General features: G+C 71.0%; 16 protein-coding genes and 1 tRNA gene. 5 read left to right on the forward strand and 12 right to left on the reverse strand.

Annotated features, from left to right (window positions below; genetic code table 11):
- Window positions 1-151: 151 nt before the first annotated feature.
- From V7Z97_RS10450 to V7Z97_RS10475, 6 genes are all read right to left on the reverse strand, one after another.
- Complete coding sequence (locus tag V7Z97_RS10450; RefSeq protein ID WP_334163362.1) at window positions 152-1,378, reverse strand: copper resistance protein B; 1,227 nt, start codon at window positions 1,376-1,378, stop codon at window positions 152-154.
- A complete protein-coding gene (locus V7Z97_RS10455; RefSeq protein WP_334163363.1) occupies window positions 1,375-3,093 on the reverse strand; it encodes a copper resistance system multicopper oxidase in 1,719 nt (572 codons plus the stop codon). Before V7Z97_RS10455 ends, V7Z97_RS10450 begins: the two co-directional genes overlap by 4 nt.
- 113 nt (window positions 3,094-3,206) lie before the next feature.
- The gene (locus V7Z97_RS10460) at window positions 3,207-4,121 is read right to left on the reverse strand and encodes a ribose-phosphate diphosphokinase (protein ID WP_334163393.1); all 915 of its coding nucleotides are present in this window, start codon (window positions 4,119-4,121) and stop codon (window positions 3,207-3,209) included.
- Between the two features lie 31 nt (window positions 4,122-4,152).
- Window positions 4,153-4,242: transfer RNA gene (locus V7Z97_RS10465), tRNA-Ser, on the reverse strand.
- A gap of 86 nt (window positions 4,243-4,328) precedes the next feature.
- Complete coding sequence (locus V7Z97_RS10470) at window positions 4,329-4,751, reverse strand: PaaI family thioesterase (protein WP_334163364.1); 423 nt, start codon at window positions 4,749-4,751, stop codon at window positions 4,329-4,331.
- Window positions 4,752-4,824: 73 nt separating this feature from the next.
- On the reverse strand, window positions 4,825-6,375 hold the full coding sequence (locus V7Z97_RS10475; protein ID WP_334163365.1) for a class I adenylate-forming enzyme family protein: 1,551 nt from the start codon (window positions 6,373-6,375) through the stop codon (window positions 4,825-4,827).
- 115 nt (window positions 6,376-6,490) lie between these two features.
- Here V7Z97_RS10475 and V7Z97_RS10480 point away from each other — a divergent pair, with 115 nt between their 5' ends.
- The 3 genes from V7Z97_RS10480 (at window position 6,491) to V7Z97_RS10490 (ending at window position 9,650) form a co-directional block, all read left to right on the forward strand.
- Window positions 6,491-7,969, forward strand: a complete 1,479-nt coding sequence (locus V7Z97_RS10480) for an AMP-binding protein (RefSeq protein ID WP_334163366.1) — start codon at window positions 6,491-6,493, stop codon at window positions 7,967-7,969.
- A 79-nt stretch (window positions 7,970-8,048) separates the two neighbouring features.
- Window positions 8,049-9,248, forward strand: coding sequence for a thiolase domain-containing protein (locus V7Z97_RS10485; protein ID WP_334163367.1), 1,200 nt, complete (start codon window positions 8,049-8,051; stop codon window positions 9,246-9,248).
- Window positions 9,249-9,251: 3 nt separating this feature from the next.
- Complete coding sequence (locus V7Z97_RS10490; protein WP_334163368.1) at window positions 9,252-9,650, forward strand: Zn-ribbon domain-containing OB-fold protein; 399 nt, start codon at window positions 9,252-9,254, stop codon at window positions 9,648-9,650.
- On the opposite strand, the gene V7Z97_RS10495 is transcribed toward V7Z97_RS10490, so the two are convergent.
- Entirely contained in the window at window positions 9,647-10,201 is a 555-nt protein-coding gene (locus V7Z97_RS10495; protein WP_334163369.1) for a hypothetical protein, read from the reverse strand. The two genes, V7Z97_RS10490 and V7Z97_RS10495, sit on opposite strands and share 4 nt — an antisense overlap.
- A gap of 1 nt (window position 10,202) precedes the next feature.
- Window positions 10,203-11,423, reverse strand: a complete 1,221-nt coding sequence (locus V7Z97_RS10500) for a CaiB/BaiF CoA transferase family protein (RefSeq protein ID WP_334163370.1) — start codon at window positions 11,421-11,423, stop codon at window positions 10,203-10,205.
- Between the two features lie 72 nt (window positions 11,424-11,495).
- Between V7Z97_RS10500 and V7Z97_RS10505 the strand changes: the two genes are divergently transcribed.
- Together V7Z97_RS10505 and V7Z97_RS10510 are read left to right on the forward strand one after the other, a co-directional pair.
- A complete protein-coding gene (locus tag V7Z97_RS10505; RefSeq protein WP_334163371.1) occupies window positions 11,496-12,662 on the forward strand; it encodes an acyl-CoA dehydrogenase family protein in 1,167 nt (388 codons plus the stop codon).
- Complete coding sequence (locus tag V7Z97_RS10510) at window positions 12,659-13,441, forward strand: enoyl-CoA hydratase/isomerase family protein (RefSeq protein WP_334163372.1); 783 nt, start codon at window positions 12,659-12,661, stop codon at window positions 13,439-13,441. Before V7Z97_RS10505 ends, V7Z97_RS10510 begins: the two co-directional genes overlap by 4 nt.
- On the opposite strand, the gene V7Z97_RS10515 is transcribed toward V7Z97_RS10510, so the two are convergent.
- The 4 genes from V7Z97_RS10515 to edd are packed head-to-tail and all read right to left on the reverse strand — an operon-like array spanning window position 13,438 to window position 17,109.
- Window positions 13,438-13,695: a hypothetical protein gene (locus tag V7Z97_RS10515; RefSeq protein ID WP_325459574.1), complete on the reverse strand. Its 258-nt coding sequence runs from the start codon at window positions 13,693-13,695 to the stop codon at window positions 13,438-13,440. The genes V7Z97_RS10510 and V7Z97_RS10515 overlap by 4 nt on opposite strands.
- A complete protein-coding gene (gene eda, locus V7Z97_RS10520; protein WP_334163373.1) occupies window positions 13,695-14,333 on the reverse strand; it encodes a bifunctional 4-hydroxy-2-oxoglutarate aldolase/2-dehydro-3-deoxy-phosphogluconate aldolase in 639 nt (212 codons plus the stop codon). Before eda ends, V7Z97_RS10515 begins: the two co-directional genes overlap by 1 nt.
- The gene (glk, locus tag V7Z97_RS10525; RefSeq protein ID WP_334163374.1) at window positions 14,330-15,298 is read right to left on the reverse strand and encodes a glucokinase; all 969 of its coding nucleotides are present in this window, start codon (window positions 15,296-15,298) and stop codon (window positions 14,330-14,332) included. The genes eda and glk overlap by 4 nt, the downstream gene beginning before the upstream one ends.
- A complete protein-coding gene (gene edd / locus V7Z97_RS10530) occupies window positions 15,298-17,109 on the reverse strand; it encodes a phosphogluconate dehydratase (protein ID WP_334163375.1) in 1,812 nt (603 codons plus the stop codon). Before edd ends, glk begins: the two co-directional genes overlap by 1 nt.
- Between the last annotated feature and the right edge of the window lie 37 nt (window positions 17,110-17,146).

Genomic DNA, 17,146 nt, shown 5'->3' on the forward strand with positions numbered 1-17,146 from the left:
GAGGGGTGTCAGGTCCCCTCCGGCCCCGGACCTCAGGTCCCTGGAAGGACGTCGCCGCGACGACCGGACCGGCCGTACGTCATGGCGTCGGTGTCGGCGTCCGTCCAGCCCGCGATGACGCGCCGTCGCAGATCGCCCGGCGGCCGCGGGATCAGAACCAGGCGCGCAGGCCGACGACGAAGCGGGTATCCTCCACCCCCTCCCCGGCGGCGCGGGCGAAGTCGGCGGTGTCGCCGAACTTCCGCTCCCAGTTCACGCCCACGTAGGGGGCGAACTCGGGCCTGATGGCGTACCGCAGGCGAAGGCCGAGCTCGACGTCGCGGACGCCCGCGCCCGCCTCCAGCGCCCGGTCGGCGCTGGCGGCGAGGTTCACCTCGGCCCGCGGCTCCAGGATCAGCTTCTGGGTCAGCCGCAGGTCGTAGGAGCCCTCCAGCCGGGCCGAGAGATCGCCTTCGTCCGACAGGAAGAGCGCCCCGCCCACCTCGAACCAGTAGGGCGCCAGGCCCTCCACGCCGACGGTGGCGTAGGTCCGGCGCCGCCGGGGCTCGAAGTCCTGGCGGACGCCGGCCTGCAGGTTGAAGTAGGGCCCTATCGCCCGCGAGTAGAGCGCCTGGACCTCCGCCGCGTGCAGGTCGCCGTCCTCCGCCTCGCCTTCCGTGGAGAGGACGAAGCGGTTGATGTCGCCGCCGAACGAGGCCTCGCCCTCCCAGGCGTAGGCGTCGCCGTCGTCGGAGGGCCGCACCTCGGCCGTCTCCAGCAGCACCCGCGACCAGCGGATGTCGCCGTGCTCCTTGCGGAGCAGGGCGCGGGCCTCGGCCATCGCCCGGGCGTCGAAGAAGCGCTCCGCCGCATGGTCCGTGGGGGGAGCCGGGGCGGGCTCGGAGCCCACGGCCGACGGCGCCATGACGTGTCCGGCGTGCGGGTCGGCCGTCGGCCCCGGCATGGCGTGCCCCGCATGCGGATCGGCCGGCTGGGCCGGGGCGGCAGGCGTGTGGTGCCCGGCGTGCGGATCGACCGCCGCCGGGGCAGGGCTGGCCGGCATGCTGTGGCCGGCATGCGGATCGGCGGGCGCCGGAGCCTCGGCCGGCATGTGATGACCGGCGTGGGGGTCGGCCGGGGGAGCCGGCGCGGCGGGCATGTGGTGGCCCGCGTGCGGATCGGCCGCAGTCGGGGCGGGGCTGCCCGGCATGCTGTGGCCGGCATGCGGGTCGGCCGTCGCCGGTGCGGGGCTCGCCGGCATGTTGTGGCCCACGTGAGGGTCGGCCGCAGCCGGCGCCTGGGCGGGCATGTGATGGCCCGCGTGCGGGTCGGCGGGCTGGGCCAGGGCGGGGGCGGCGAGCGCCAGCGGCGCGGCGGCGATCAGCAGCAGGCGCCTCATGCCGCGGCCCCTTCCATCGGACGCACGGTCACCACGCGGAACATGCCGGCGTGCATGTGCAGCAGCATGTGGCAGTGGAAGGCCCAGTCCCCGGGCGCGTCGGCCACAAGGTCGAACGACAGCTTGCCTCCGGGCAGGACGTTCAGGGTGTGCTTCAGCGGCTGGTGGTCGCCGTGGCCGTTCACCAGGGCCATGAAGTGGCCGTGCAGGTGGATCGGGTGGGCCATCATGGTGTCGTTCACGAGCGTCACGCGCACCTTCTCGTTCAGGCGGAACGGGATCGGCCTGGTGGTCTCGGAGTACTTCTCCCCGTCGAACCCCCAGATGAACCGCTCCATGTTGCCGGTCAGGTGGATGTCCAGGCTGCGCGACGGCGTGCGGGTGTCCGGATTGGGCCGGGTCGCCACGAGGTCCGTGTAGGTCAGCACCTTGTGCGGCGCGCCCTCGAGGCCCGTGCCGCGGTCGCCCACCCGGTCCACAGGCATGGGCGAGATCATCTGCACGCCCGGCGTCATCTTCACCTGCGGGGCGTTGGCGGGATCGCGCATGCCCATGGAGCCGTGGTCCATCTGGTGGCCGCCGTGGGCCCCGTGGTCCATGCTCCCCATGCCCATGTCCTTCATGGTCAGGATCGGCCGATCGCGCAGGGGCGGGACCTCGGCGGCCATGCCGGGCCGCGGCGCCAGGGTGCCGCGCGCCATGCCCGAGCGGTCGGAGGTCTCGGCCACCAGGGTGAAGGCGCGGTCCTCGGTCGGCTGGACGATGACGTCATAGGTCTCGGCATTGGCGATCTGGAACTCGTCCACCTCGACCGGACGCACGTCCATGCCGTCGGCCTGCACCACCGTCATCTTCAGGCCCGGGATGCGCACGTTGAAGATCGTCATGGAGGCGGCGTTGACGAACCGCAGCCGCACCCGCTCGCCCGGCCGGAAGAGGCCGGTCCAGTTGTCCTTCGGACCGTGGCCATTGACCAGGTAGCTGAAGTTGGCGGCCGTCACGTCGGCGATGTCGGTGGGGTCCATGCGCATCTTCGACCATTCGATGCGGTCCTTCAGCGGCTGGTCCTTGCCGGCCAGCAGTCCCGCCACGGTCTGCTTCTGGCGATTGGAGTAGCCCGGCTGCTGCTTCAGCTTCACCAGCAGGTGATGCGGATGCATGAAGGTGTAGTCCGACAGCACGATCACGTGCTCGCGGTCGTAGGGGTTCGGCTCCTCGCCCGCCGGATCGATGACCATCGGGGCGTAGTGGCCGATCATCTCCTGGAGGCCGGAGTGGCTGTGGTACCAGTAGGTCCCCGCGTGCTTCACCGGGAACTCGTAGGTGAAGGTCTCCCCCGGCTTGATGCCCGGGAAGCTGACCCCCGGCACGCCGTCCATCTGGAACGGCAGCAGAAGGCCGTGCCAGTGGATCGAGGTCTCCTCGTCGGTCAGGGTATTGGTGACGTGCAGGCGGACGTTCTGGCCTTCCCTGAGCCGGATCAGCGGCCCGGGCACGGTCCCGTTGATCGCCACCGCGTGGCCACGACGCCCATCCACCTGGAAGGGGACGTGGCCGATGCTGAGCCGGATGTCCTCGCCTTCCAGCGCGACGGGGCGCGGGCTCAGACCCGGCGTCTGGCTTCGCGCCCAGCCGGGCAGCAGCCCGGCCGCGGCCAGGCCGACGCCGCCAGCCAGGATCCGGCGTCGATGAGGATTCGGGTGTCCCGCGGCCATGCCGTCTCCGGTGTCGTTCGACAAGTCAGGAAGCGGCCGATACGGCTTCCCATGGTGGGAAGGTCAAGGGCTTCGTCGGGATTCCGGTGGACTGGCGGTGGAACGGCCCCGCCTCACCTGGGAAGGCTCCGCACCGCTTCGGCCAGCAAGGGGGCGACGGCGATCCGGTTGCTCGGGTGCGGCACGGTGTCGGTGGAGACCACCGCGCGGGTGGCGCGCGCGAGGCGGCGGCCGACATCGGCGTCGAACAGGGCGTGGACGGCCAGGCAGACCGGCGGGGCCAGGCGCTGGCGGACGATGCCCGCGGCGGCCTCGATCACCGTCTGGCCGGAGGAGACGATGTCGTCGATCAGCACCGGCTGACGGTCGCGCCAGCCGGCGAGGTCGGGGACCTCGATGGAGACGTCGCGGTCGCCGTGACGGGACTTCTCCAGGACCACATGGGGCGCACCGGCCAGGGCCGCGACCTCGGCCGCCCACTGCTCGCTCTCGGCGTCGGGCCCGACGACCAGCGGGCGCTCGAGATTTCCCGCGACCCAGGCGGCGAGCAGCGGCGCGGCGCGGGCGGCGACCGCGGGTATGGCGTAGATCTCGTCCAGCGAGCTGTGGCGGTGCAGGTGCGGATCGACCGTCACCAGGCCGTCGAACTCCCGCGACACCAGCTCGGCGAAGTGGCGCGAGGTGACCGCCTCGCCGGGCAGGAAGCGCATGTCCTGGCGCATATAGGCCAGATATGGGGCGACGAGGTCGACCCGCGCCGCGCCGAGTTCGCGGGCCGCGCGGGCCGCGAAGACCAGCCGCAGGAACTGCTCGTCCGGCCCGGCCAGGCTGCAGACCGCCAGCACCCGGCGGCCGGCCACGTCCGAGCCGAGCCGCACGTAGGTCTCCCCGTCCGGGAACCGCCGGCTCTCCAGCACGCCCAGGTCCGCGCCGAGGACGTCCGCCAGCGCGGCGGCTTGGGCTTCGGAGCCCGGGAAGGGGAGGATCAGGTCGGACAGGTCGGGGTCCGATCGGTATCGGCCCGCCAGATTGGCGGCGTGGCGACGCGGCCCTTAGGAATGGCGGAGAGGGTGGGATTCGAACCCACGGTACCCTCGCGAGTACGCCGCATTTCGAGTGCGGTGCTTTCGACCACTCAGCCACCTCTCCAGGCCGTCTTTTCGGGCCGCCGCAGAGGGGCCCGCCGAGTGAGCGGCGGAACCTACTCATCCGACCCCGCTCGCGCAAGCGGCTGATTAGCGCGGGTAAAGCACCATCTGGGTGCAGCGGAACACCGCCATGATCCTGCCGGTGGTCTCGTTGACCGCCTCGGCGTCCCAAACCTGGGTCATGCGGCCGCCGTGCACCAGCCAGGCGCGGCAGGCCACGACCTCGCCCACCTTGGCCGTGGCGAGGAAGTTGGACTTCAGTTCCACGGTGGTGAAACCGCCGGCGCCCTCCGGCAGCGAGGCCGCGCAGGCGTAGCCGCAGGCGCTATCCACCAGGGCGATCACCGAGGCGGCATGGACGAAGCCGTTGGGCGCCATGTGGCCCTGGGTGACGCTGAAGCGTCCGCGCGCGGCGCCGTTGGCCACCTCCTCCCATTCGATCGCGAGATTGCCGGGCAGCGTACCCTTCTGCCGCTCGGCGAACGCCGCCGCCTGGTTGCCTTCCATCATAGCCCTGCCCTCCGTGCTCGACCCGACTTGGGAGGCGGACGTCGGGGAAGACAAGCCGGCGCCCCGAACTTCCTCACGCCGCGGTCGCCGGGCCTTGGTAGCCGTCGCGCAGCTCCCGCTTCAGGATCTTGCCGATGTGGCTGCGCGGCAGGCTGTCCACGAACTGCAGGTCGGCGAGACGCTGGGTCTTGCCGACCCGGCCGTTCAGCCAGGCCTTAAGCTCGTCGGCCGACACCGCCTGGCCGGGCTTCAGGGCCACATAGGCCACCGGGGTCTCGCCCCAGGCCTTCGACGGCACGCCCACGACCGCGGCCTCGAGCACTGCCTCGTGCTTCACGAGTTCCGCCTCCAGGTCGCTCGGGTAGATGTTGAACCCGCCCGAGATGATCATGTCCTTCTTGCGGTCCATCAGGGTGAGGAAGCCGTCCTCGTCGAACCGCCCCACATCGCCCGTGCGGATGTAGCGCAGGCCCTCGGGCGACCACCATTCCGCCTCCGAGGTCTTCCCCGGCTGATTGTGGTAGCCGACCATCATCGCGCCGGAACGGCCGACGACCTCGCCGATCTGGCCCTGCGGGACCTCCTTGCCGTCCTCGTCGATCAGCCGGATGTCGTGGCCCGGCAGCGGCCGGCCCACGGTGTGCAGCTTTTCGGGGAACTCGTGGCACTGAAGGCCGCAGGAGCCGCCGCCCTCGGTCATGCCGTAGTATTCCACGAGCCCGCCCGGCCAGCGGTCCAGCACCTGGCGCTTCAGCTCGGCGGAGAAGGGCGCCGAGGTGGAGAACTTCATCTGGAAGGCGCTCAGGTCGTAGCGGTCGAAATCCGGATACTCCATCAGCCGGCGATACTGCACCGGCACCAGCATGGCGTGAGTGGCGCGATGCTTTTCCGACAGCTCCAGGAACTGCTTCACGTCGAACTTCGGCATCAGCACCGCCGTGCCGCCGTTGGAGATGGTCGGCAGGAAGGAGACCAGCGTGGTGTTCGAATAGAGCGGCGTCGAGACCATGGTCACCGCGCCCGGCGGATAGACTCCGCGGCGGATCTGGCCCCAGCGCATGCGGTGCGGCTGGACGATGCCCTTCGGCGCGCCGGTGGTGCCCGACGAATAGATGATGTTGAACCCCTGGTCGGGGTCGACCTCGTGCAGCACGGGCTTCGCGCCCTCGGGGGCCAGCCAATCCTCGAACGGCGTCCCGCAGTCCGAGCCATCGAGGCTGACGCGTTTCGCCTTCACCTGGTCGAGGACGCCGGCCATGTGGTCGGCGAGCTGCCTGTCGAGGAAGAAGACCTTGGCCCCGCTGTCCTCCAGCTGGACGATCAGGCTCTCCGGCGTCGAGGAGGGCGCCAGCGGCGCGACGATGGCGGCGGCCCTCAGGACGCCGAAGAAGGTGGCGCCATACTCCACCGACGAGGAGGCGCAGATAGCCGCCACATCGGCCTTGCCCACGCCGTCGCGCTGCAGGGCCGCGGCGATCCGGTCCATGAGCGCGTCCAGCTCGGCGTAGCTGATCGTGCGCTTGGCATCGACGAGGGCCGGCTGGTCCTTCAGCGCCTTCGCCTGCTCACGGATGACATCGGCGATGGTCCCGAAATCCTGGGCGAGCAGTTCCTCGACGGACATGGCGGCTCCTCAAACAATCGTTTCAATCTGACGTCATAGCGCCTTGCGGACGCAGCGTCAGGGGGGTTCAGTAGCGCCAAGCAAGCGCGGGACGAACCCGCCGGCGGAGGGATGGATGGCCGACGACGAGATGATCTCCTTCGGGGCGAAGCTGCGCCAGCACGCGCGCTTCCAGCCGAACGCGCCCGCGGTGAGCTGCGGAAGCGAGACCCTGACCTACGCCGAGCTGGACCGGCGCTCGAACCGCATCGCCCGCGGCCTGCAGACCTACGGCGTCAAACAGGGCGACCTGGTCACCCTCGGCCTGCCGAACATCGTGGGCTTCGTGGAGGCGGCCCACGCCATCTGGAAGCTCGGCGCAACCCCGCAGCCAATCTCGTTCCGTCTGCCGAAGGCGGAGCTGCAGGCGATCGTCGAGCTGGCGAATTCGCCGGTGGTGATCGCAGCCTTCGACCACGCCATCGACCGGCCGATCCTCAGCGTCGCGGACCTGACGGCGAAATCGGACGACGACAGCGACCTGCCGGACGCGGTCCCGCCGATCTCCAAGGCGCCGACCAGCGGCGGCTCGACAGGGCGGCCGAAGCTGATCCTGGCTGGCCAGCCGGGGCTGACGCCGCGCGAGACGCCGGAGATGGGCGGCTTCCGGCTGCGGCCCGTCGAGACCGCCCTGATCCCGGCGCCGATGTACCACAACGCCCCCTTCGGCATGATGATGCAGGCCACGGCGCTCGGCGCCCACGTGGTGGTCATGCCGCGCTTCGATCCCGAGGCGACCCTGGCGGAGATCCAGGCGCGGCGGGCGACCTGGGTCTACCTCGTGCCGACCATGATGAGCCGCATATGGCGGCTGCCGGAAGAGGTCCGGGCGAAGTACGACCTCTCCTCGGTCGAGACCCTCTGGCACATGGCGGCCCCCTGCCCGCCCTGGCTGAAGGAGGCCTTCATCCACTGGATCGCGCCGGGCGAGGTGATGGAGCTCTACGCCGGCACCGAGGCCCAGGCGGTGACCATCATCACCGGCTCGGAGTGGCTGGAGCACCGCGGCTCGGTGGGCCGGGTGGCGATCGGGGAGATGGCCATCTTCGGCGAGGACGGCCGGCCGCTGCCGGCCGGCGAGACGGGCGAGATCTACATGCGCCGGCCGCCGGGCTCGCCGGCCACCTACAGGTACGTGGGCGCGACGCCCAAGACCCTGCCCGACGGCTGGGAGAGCCTGGGCGACATCGGCTGGTTCGACGCCGACGGCTACCTCTATCTGGCCGACCGCCGGGCCGACATGATCCTGGTCGGCGGCTCCAACGTCTATCCGGCCGAGATCGAGGCGGCGCTGGAAGAGCACCCGGCCGTCCAGTCGGTGGCGGTGATCGGCCTGCCGGACGAGGACCTGGGCGCCACGGTCCACGCCATCATCCAGGCCCGTTCGCCGGTGACCGAAGACGAGCTGCGGGCGCACCTGAAGGAGCGGCTGGTCACCTACAAGCAGCCCCGGACCTACGAGTTCGTCGACGAGGCGCTGCGCGACGACGCCGGCAAGGTCCGCCGCTCGGCGCTCCGGGAGGCCAGGTTGAAGAAGAGTCCGGAGCCGGCGTGAGGGCAGGCCGGACTTCCTGCCGCCGCGTCAGGCCTGCTAAGCCCGCGCGCATAGCTTCGAACGATTGTTTGGGGAGTTCATGAGCATCAACGGCCAGGCCTATGTGATGGGCGCGTTCGAGCATCCGCTCCGCGACGCCCCCGACACCTCCACACCGCAGCTGCACGCCGAATGCGCCATCGGCGCGCTGAAGGACGCCGGGCTCAGCCACGACGACGTGGACGGCTATTTCTGCGCCGGCGACGCCCCGGGCTTCGGCGGCCTGTCGATGATCGACTACATGGGCCTCAGGAACGTCCGTCACCTGGACTCCACCGAGACCGGCGGCTCGTCCTACATCGTCCACGTGGGCCACGCGGCCCAGGCGATCGCGGCCGGCAAGTGCAAGGTGGCGCTGATCACCCTGGCCGGCCGTCCGCGCAACGGCGGCAACCGGCCCGGCGCCAGCATGCGCGGCGGCCCCGCCGGCGGCGGCGGCCTGACCGACGGCCCGCCGGAGGCCGGCTTCGAGAACATCTACGGCGGCTCGACCCACAACACCTACGGCATGTGCGCCATGCGCCACATGTACGAGTACGGCACCACCTCCGAGCAGCTCGCCTGGATCAAGGTGGCCGCCTCCCACCACGCCCAGTGGAACGAGCACGCCTTCCTGAAGAACGTGGTCACCGTCGAGGAGGTGGTGAACTCGCGGATGATCTCTGACCCGCTGCACCTGCTGGACTGCTGCGTGGTCACCGACGGGGGCGGCGCCCTGATCGTCACCTCGCCGGAAATCGCCCGCAGCCTCAACCGGCCGAAGGTGCGGGTGCTGGGGGCGGGCGAGGCGCCCAAGGGCCCGATGGGTGGCCTTGACCTCGACCTCACCCATTCCGGCGCCGTCTGGTCCGGACCGCGGGCGTTCGAGGAGGCGGGCATCACGCCGGCCGACATCAAGTACGCCTCGATCTACGACAGCTTCACCATAACGGTGCTGATGCAGCTCGAGGACCTGGGCTTCTGCAAGAAGGGCGAGGGCGGTAAGTTCGTCGCCGACGGCAACCTGATCTCGGGCGTCGGCAAGCTGCCGTTCAACACCGACGGCGGCGGCCTCTGCAACAATCACCCCACCAACCGCGGCGGCATCACCAAGGTGATCGAGGCGGTGCGCCAGCTGCGCGGTGAGGCGCACCCGAAGGTGCAGGTGCCCAACTGCGACCTGGCCATCGCCCACGGCACGGGCGGCTCGCTCGGCCTGCGCCACGGCTCGGCCACGGTGATCCTGGAACGGGAGGCGTAAGAGATGCCGGACGTGATGACCCGCCCCGTCCCCGCCCCGCCGGTGACCATCGAGTCCAAGCCGTTCTGGGACGCGGCCCGCGAAGGCCGGTTCCTGATCAAGCGCTGCACGCCGTGCGGCAAGGCGCACTGGTACCCGCGCAACATCTGCCCCCACTGCCTCTCCGCCGAGACGGTGTGGGAGGAGAGCCCGGGCGAGGGGGTGGTCTACACCTTCTCGATCATGCGCAAGTCGCCGACCGGGCCCTACGCCCTGGGCTACGTCACCCTCGACGAGGGTCCCGCCGTCCTCACCAACTTCGTCGACGTGACGCCCGAGGACCTGAAGATCGGCATGCGGGTGAAGGTGAAGTTCCAGGAGACCGAGGGCGGGCCGCCCGTGCCGGTCTTCGTGCCGGCCTAGGTCTCCAGGCAGGCGTCCGCCGCCAGCTTCGCGATCAGCCGCCCGGCCTCATGGGGGCGGCTGATCCGATGCTTCTCCACGTGCGCCAGCCGCGGATCGGCGAAGAGGGCTTCGTACTGCAGGCGGCGGCGCTGGAAGGTGTCCCAGGCCCAGCGGATCGGATGCTCGCGGTCCAGCCAGCGGCGGAAGTCCTCGCGGTTGCCGGTGCCGGGCCACAGCTCCCGGCCGCCCGCGGCGCGGACGAACGAGCGGCGGATCACCCGCGCCATCACCAGCGGCCGCGGATAGTCCAGCCAGATCAGGTGCGTGGCGCCGGGCAGGGTGCGCGCGAGCGCCGCCCGATAGTTGCCGTCCGTCACCCACCGCGGGACGCGGATCGCCTCGTCCACACGGCGCTCGAAATCGGCCGGGTCGATGGCCGAGCGGTTGGTCCAGCCTGGGCCCCAGTTCAGCGCGTCGAGCTCGATCCGCGTCAGGTCGCAGGCGGCCGCCAGCCGGGCCGCAAAGGTCGACTTTCCCGATCCCGAGCTGCCGATGACGACGGCGCGCACCTCACGCCTCCTCGCCCTCGCTCACCTCGGCCAGGACCTCCTCGGTGTGCTCGCCCAGGCGGGGCGGGTGGCGGCGGATGTTGGCCGGGCTCTTCGAGAACTTCACCGGCGGCTTCATGGACCGGTAGCGGCCGGCGTCCGGGTGATCGTAAACCTCGAAGAAGCCCACGGCCTTCAGGTGCGGCTCGTCGTGCAGGTCGTCCAGCCGGTTGGTCTTCACCACCGGGATCGACAGCGGCTTCAGGAGGTCCAGCCACTCCTGGGTGGTCTTGGTGGCCGCGGCCTGCTCGACCAGGGCGTACAGCTCGTGGGTGTGCTTCGCCCGGGTCGCGTAGTCGGCGAAGCGCGGATCGCTCTTGATCTGCTCGCCAAAGCCGGCGGCGTCGAAGAACTGGTCCCATTGCTTGTCCGTATATGGAAGCAGACCGATGTGGCCGTCCTTGGTGGCGAACGGCTTGCGGTAGGGGTTGATCACCCGCTGGTAGCCCCACTGGCCGATCGGCGGCTCCCAGGTGTGGTCGTAGAGGTGCTCCACGAGCAGGAAGCTGGTGACGCACTCCAGCATGGGGACCTCGACGAACTGGCCCTCGCCGGTGCGGGCCCGGTGCAGCAGGGCGGCGGTGACCGCCTGGGCCATGAACAGGCCCGACACCTTGTCGGCCACGAGCGTCGGCAGGATGCGCGGCGTCGGATTACCGTCGGTACGCGGAAGAACATCCGCCAGGCCCGAGGCGGACTGGATCAGATCGTCGTAGGCCGGCTCCCCCGCATAGGGCCCGTCCGAGCCGTAGCCGGCGGCATGGACGTAGACGATGTCCGGCCTGATCGCGGCCACGTCCTCGTAGCCCAGCCCCAGCCGCTTCAGCCCCTCGTAGCGGACGGAGGCGGCGAACACGTCGCACGATTTGATCAGCCGCCGGATCGCGCGCCGCGCGCTCTCCTGCTTCAGGTCGATCACCACCGAGCGCTTGTTGCGATTGATGGTCAGGAAGATCGGGCCCATGTCGCGGGGCGCGCCGTCCGGCACGTGGCCGGCCCAGCGCATGATGTCGCCCCCGGAGCCGCGGCCGGAGCCCGGGTCCTCGACCTTGATCACGTCGGCGCCCTGGTCGGCCAGGATCTGGGTGGCGTAGGCCCCGTTGACCACGCTGGTCAGGTCAAGAACCCGGATTCCCCTGAGCGGGCCGGTGGCCTCCCTCGCCAGAGCCTTGCCTTCCGTCACGTCCGCCCTCCCCTCTCCGCCATCGCCGGTTATGATCGGCCAATAAGACCAGAGTGACCCCGGGGGAGGCCAGTGGACTTCGAACTCTCCGAAGAGCACCGCATGCTCAAGGACCTCGTCGCCCGCTTCGTGCGCGACGAGCTGATGCCCCTGGAAGCCGGGGTCATGGCCCGCGAGGCCGAAGGCGGCGGGCTGGGCCTCGCGCCCGAGGAGCACGCGCGCCTGGACAAGGTAGCCGGCGAGCTCGGCCTGTTCGGGCTGGACGCGCCGGAGGACGTGGGCGGCTCCGACCTGCCGATGACCGCCATGGTGGGCGTCGAGGAGGAGATCGGGCGCTGCGTCACGCCCTACACCCTGCCGCCGGACTCGCCGAACCTGCGCATGCTGATGCAGACCGTGAACGAGCGGCAGCGGGCGGCCTACCTGGCTCCCTACGTGGCCGGCGAGACGGTGTCGGCGATCGGCATCTCCGAACCGGGCGCGGGCTCGGACCCGGCGGCCATGACCACCCGGGCGGTGCGCGACGGCGACGACTGGATCATCAATGGTCGCAAGATCTGGATCACCCGGGCGCAGGACGCCGACTTCACCATCCTGATGGCGGTGACCGATCCGGAGAAGAAGGCCCGCGGCGGGATCACCGCCTTCCTGGTGGACCGGGGGACGCCCGGCTTCAACGTGCTGCGCCGCATTCCCATGGTGGGCGGGCAGTACACCTATGAGATCGCGCTGGAGGATTGCCGGGTGGAGGGGTGGAAGCTGCTCGGCCAGGAGGGCGCGGGCTTCGCGCCGATGCAGACGCGGCTGGGCACCCGGCGCATCCAGATGGCGGCCTGGTCGGTGGGCATGGCCCAGCGGGCGCTGGACATGGTCGTGGAGTACGCGCCCCAGCGGAAGACCTTCGGCGCGCCGCTGTCGGAACGGCAGGCGATCCAGTTCTGGGTGGCCGAGGCGGCGACCAAGATCCACGCCACGCGGCTCATGACCTACGACTGCGCCTGGAAGCTCGACCAGGGTCGCGATGTCCGCAACGAGATCAGCATGATCAAGTGGTACGCCACCGAGATGGCCTACGAGACCGTGGACCGCGCCATGCAGGCCTTTGGCGCCATGGGCGTCACCAAGGAGCTCCCACTCGCGTTGATGCAGGCGAAGCTGCGCACCATGCGCATCTACGACGGCCCCACCGAGATCCATAAGTGGGTGGTGGCCCGCAACCTTCTGGGGACCCGGAAATGAAGACGGCTTACGGCGAGAACATCACCACGGCCATGGACGGCCATGTGGCCGTCGTCACCATCGACCGGCCGCCCACAAACTTCGTCTCGGTGGACCTCGTGCGCGACCTCGCCGAGGCGCTGGAGGCGGCGGACGGGGCGGACGCGGTGCGGGCCATCGTGCTGCAGGCGGAGGGCAAGGCGTTCTGCGCCGGGGCCGACCTGGCGCGCTCGGACGACCGGGTGGCGATCGGCATGGAGGGCGTCTCGGCGCTCTACCAGCAGGCGGCCCGGCTGTTCGCGATCGAGACGCCCGTTGTCGCGGCCGTCCAGGGCGCGGCGGTGGGCGCGGGCCTGGGCCTCGCCGTCTGCTGCGACTTCCGGATCGCCTCGCCGGAAGCGCGGTTCGCGGCCAATTTCGTCAAGCTGGGCTTCCACCCGGGCTTCGCGCTGACCCACACCCTGCCGCGGCTGATCGGTGAGCAGCGGGCGCACCTGATGTTCCTCACCGGCCGGCGGATCAAGGCCGAGGAGGCGCTGGCCTGGGGCCTGGTTGACCAGCTCGTCCCCGCCGAGGACCTGCGCGGCGCGGCGCTGGCGCTCGCCCGGGAGATCGGCGAGAACGCGCCGCTGGCCGTCGCCGCCACCCGCAAGACGTCGCGCAGGGGCCTGCTCGAAGCCGCGCGCGCGCAGATGGCCCACGAGCACCAGCAGCAGACGATCCTGCGGGCCACCGAGGACTTCGCCGAGGGGGTCCGCGCGGTGAACGAGCGGCGGGCGGGGAACTTCAAGGGCCGTTAGCCCTCGCTGAACCTCGTGCCCGCGGCGCGCTCGCATTCGGCGGCGAGCTCCCGGAACAGCAGCGACAGGATGACCAGCGCCCGGCCTTCCACGTCGGGGGCCTCGGCGCCGGGATGCCAGTCGACGACCATGTCGAAGGCGAGCTCGGGGACCAGGGCGTTGCGGGCCAGCACGCTGACCGTGGCCGCGCCCGGATCGCCCGGCTTGGCGCGCGCCGTGACGAGCCAGCGGAGCTGTTCGTTGGTGTGGGTCATCAGCCCTCCACCGAAGCCGGCGGGCGCGGGGCGAGCGCGGCGGCCTCCCGGGCCAGGGCGGTGATCCTGCCCCAGTCGCCGGCGCGGACGGCGTCCGTGGGCGCGACCCAGCTGCCGCCCACGCAGAGCACGTTCGGAAGCGCCAGGTATTCCGCCGCGTTGGCCGCGCTGACCCCGCCCGTGGGGCAGAACTTCGCCTGCGGGAAAGGACTGGCGTAGGCCTTCAGCGCGCCGGGGCCGCCGACCACATTGGCCGGGAACAGCTTGAAGCACTCGAAGCCGGCGGCCAGCCCGGCCATCAGTTCGGTGGCGGTGGCGATCCCCGGCAGCAGGGGGACGGGGCCCTCGGCCTCCTCGCCTTCGATCAGGCCGGGGCTCACCACGAACCGGGCGCCCACGTCGGCGGCCGCCTGCCGCATGGACGGGGTGAGCACCGTGCCGGCGCCGACCACCGCGCCCTCGATCTCGCCGGTCATGCGGGCGATGCACTCGGAGGCCACCGGCGTGCGCATGGTGATCTCGAGCACCGAGAGGCCGCCTTCCACCAGGGCGCGGCCGAGGGGCACGGCGTGGGCGACGTCTTCAATGATCAGGACCGGGATGACCGGGGCGCGGGTGAGGATGTCCTGGATCTTCATAGCCGCTCCATCTGCTCCAGCTCACGCGCCGCCCCGACGATGGCCGGATAGGGGTGGAGCACGAGCGAGGTGGGGATCTGCCGGACGTAGTCCGCCAGGCGGCCCTTGTCCTCGAACCGGGCGCGGAAGCCGCCACGGTCGAGCCGGTCGCCGAGGCGGGGCGCGATGCCGCCGGAGATGAAGACGCCGCCGCGGGCCCCGAAGGTGAGCGCCAGGTCGCCGGCCACCGAGCCCAGGATGCCGCAGAACCGGTCGAGCGTGCGGTCGGCCAGCGGATCGCCCCGATTGCCGGCCTCGGTGACCTCGCGCTGGTCGGCCAGCGGCGCGGGCGTGCCCTCGATGTCGCCGAGCGCCCGGTAGAGGTCGAAGAGCCCGGGCCCGGACAGCAGCCGCTCCACCGAGACCCGGCCGTAGCGCGACTGCAGCCGGCGCCAGACCTCAACCTCCACCTCGTCGGTGGGCGCGAAGGCCACGTGGCCGCCCTCGGTGGCCACCGAGACGTCGCCGCGGTCAGCGCGGGCGAGGCCGGCCACGCCGAAGCCGGTGCCGGCGCCCAGGACCACCATGGGGCAGTCGGAGCCGCCCTTCAGCTTGGGACCGATGGGCTTCAGCTCTTCCGGGTCGAGTGTCGGGCAGGCGAGCGCCTGGGCCGCGAAGTCGTTCAGCAGCTTCACCGCCTCGAAGCCGAAGTCGGCGATCAGGTCGCCTTCGGAGATCTGCCAGTCGAGGTTGGTGAACTCGATCTCGCCGTCGACCACGGGGCCCGCGACGGCGATCACCGCCCGCGGCGGCCGCTTCCGGCCGCAGGTGGTCTCCAGGTACTCGCCGATCACCTCGGTGATGGTGGCGTAGTCCTTGGCGGGGAAGATGCGCGGATTGCGGATGTGCCCCTGGGCGTCCACCACGGCGAAGCGGGCGTTGGTGCCGCCCACGTCGCCCACCAGTCCGACATAGCTGGGTTTCACTAGGCGGCCTCGAACAGGGCGCAGGCGCCGGCGTCGGCGGGTCCCGCGGCGCGGCGCATCCAGCCGAACAGCTCGCGGCCGTAGCCGAAGCCCGACGGCCGAGGGGCGGCGGGGGTGCGGCTCATCAATTCGTTCGCTTCCACCTTGATCGTCAGCTCCCCGGTGAGCGCGTCGAGCCGGACGATGTCGCCATCGCGGACGTAGGCCAGCGGGCCGCCGTCGGCGGCCTCCGGCGTCATGTGGATGGCCGCCGGCACCTTGCCCGAGGCGCCCGACATCCGGCCGTCCGTGACAAGGGCGACCTGATAGCCCTTGTCGAGCTGGACGCCCAGTGCCGGCGTGAGGGAGTGCAGCTCCGGCATGCCGTTGGCCTTCGGCCCCTGGAAGCGGACCACGGCCACGAAGTCCCGGTTGAGCTCGCCGCGCTTGTGGGCGGCGAGCAGGTCGTCTTGGTCGTCGAACACCAGGGCCGGCGCCTCGATGACCAGGTGCTGCGGCTTCACCGCCGAGGTCTTGATGACGCCCCGGCCGAGCGCACCCTTCAGGAGGCGCAGCCCGCCCTCGGCCTGGAAGGGGTCGTCCACCGGCCTGAGCAGGTCGCGGTCGAGGGAGGCCGCCGTCCCCTCGCGCCAGACCAGGCGGTCGCCGTCCAGGAAGGGCTCGGCGATGTAGCGGCGCAGGCCGCGGCCGGCGACGGTCATCACGTCGTCGTGGGCGAGGCCCGCATCCAGCAGCTGGCGGATCACGAAGGCCATGCCGCCGGCCGCGTGGAAGGCGTTCACGTCCTCCGAGCCGTTCGGATAGACGCGGGCGATCAGCGGCGTGATCCGGGACAGGTCGTCGAAGTCCTCCCAGGTGATCACCACTCCCGCCGCCCGCGCCATGGCGAGGAGGTGCAGGGTGTGGTTGGTCGAGCCGCCCGTGGCCAGCAGGCCGGCCAAGGCGTTGACCACGCTCTTCTCGTCGAACACCGCCGACATGGGCGTGTAGTCGTTGGTCCCGTCGCGGATCTCGACCGCCCGGCGCGCGGCAGCGGCCACCAGGGCGTCGCGCAGCGGGGTGTTCGGCTGGATGAAGGCGGAGTTCGGCAGGTGCAGGCCGGTCATCTCCATCATCATCTGGTTGGAGTTGGCGGTCCCGTAGAAGGTGCAGGTGCCGGGCCCGTGATAGGACTTCATCTCGCTGTCCAGCAACTCCTCCCGGGTCGCCTTGCCCTCCGCGTAGAGCGCCCGCGTGCGGGCCTTCTCGGCGTTGGAGATGCCCGAGGTCATCGGGCCGCCCGGTACGAAGATCGTCGGAAGGTGCCCGAAGGCCAGCCCGCCCATGGTCAGGCCCGGCACGATCTTGTCACAGATGCCGAGCATCAGGGCCGCGTCGAAGGCGTCGTGGGTCAGGGCCACGGCCGTCGACATGGCGATGACGTCGCGGGAGAACAGGGAGAGCTCCATGCCCGGCCGGCCCTGGGTGACGCCGTCGCACATGGCGGGCACGCCGCCGGCGAACTGGGCCGTGGCGCCGACCTCGCGGGCCGCATGCTTGATGATCGCCGGGAAGCGCTCCAGCGGCTGGTGGGCCGAGAGCATGTCGTTGTAGCTGGAGACGATCGCCACGTTGGGCGCGGTGGGATCGCGCATCCGCAGCTTGTCGCCCTCGCCCACCGCGGCGAAGGCGTGGGCGAAGTTGGCGCAGGAAAGCTTGGCCCGTCCGGGGCCGGCGTGCCGGGCGGCTTCCATCCGCTCCAGGTAGTCGGCCCGCGTGGCGCGGCTGCGCTCGACGATGCGTTCGGTGACCTCGGCCGTGACCGGATGCATGGCGGTACCTCTAGTGACCTGCCGGGTCCCGGGACGC

It is taken from the genome of Phenylobacterium sp., assembly GCF_036821595.1.
GTDB lineage: Bacteria > Pseudomonadota > Alphaproteobacteria > Caulobacterales > Caulobacteraceae > Phenylobacterium.

What these genes read in the sequence shown, in the direction of transcription:
- V7Z97_RS10475 (WP_334163365.1), bottom strand. Translation starts at nt 6,375, where the DNA reads ATGTCCGTCGAGGAACTGCTCGCCCAGGATTTCGGGACCATCGCCGAT.
- edd (WP_334163375.1), bottom strand. Translation starts at nt 17,109, where the DNA reads ATGCATCCGGTCACGGCCGAGGTCACCGAACGCATCGTCGAGCGCAGC.
- V7Z97_RS10450 (WP_334163362.1), bottom strand. Translation starts at nt 1,378, where the DNA reads ATGAGGCGCCTGCTGCTGATCGCCGCCGCGCCGCTGGCGCTCGCCGCC.
- V7Z97_RS10480 (WP_334163366.1), top strand. Translation starts at nt 6,491, where the DNA reads ATGGCCGACGACGAGATGATCTCCTTCGGGGCGAAGCTGCGCCAGCAC.
- V7Z97_RS10485 (WP_334163367.1), top strand. Translation starts at nt 8,049, where the DNA reads ATGAGCATCAACGGCCAGGCCTATGTGATGGGCGCGTTCGAGCATCCG.
- eda (WP_334163373.1), bottom strand. Translation starts at nt 14,333, where the DNA reads ATGAAGATCCAGGACATCCTCACCCGCGCCCCGGTCATCCCGGTCCTG.
- V7Z97_RS10515 (WP_325459574.1), bottom strand. Translation starts at nt 13,695, where the DNA reads ATGACCCACACCAACGAACAGCTCCGCTGGCTCGTCACGGCGCGCGCC.
- V7Z97_RS10490 (WP_334163368.1), top strand. Translation starts at nt 9,252, where the DNA reads ATGCCGGACGTGATGACCCGCCCCGTCCCCGCCCCGCCGGTGACCATC.
- V7Z97_RS10470 (WP_334163364.1), bottom strand. Translation starts at nt 4,751, where the DNA reads ATGATGGAAGGCAACCAGGCGGCGGCGTTCGCCGAGCGGCAGAAGGGT.
- V7Z97_RS10510 (WP_334163372.1), top strand. Translation starts at nt 12,659, where the DNA reads ATGAAGACGGCTTACGGCGAGAACATCACCACGGCCATGGACGGCCAT.
- V7Z97_RS10455 (WP_334163363.1), bottom strand. Translation starts at nt 3,093, where the DNA reads ATGGCCGCGGGACACCCGAATCCTCATCGACGCCGGATCCTGGCTGGC.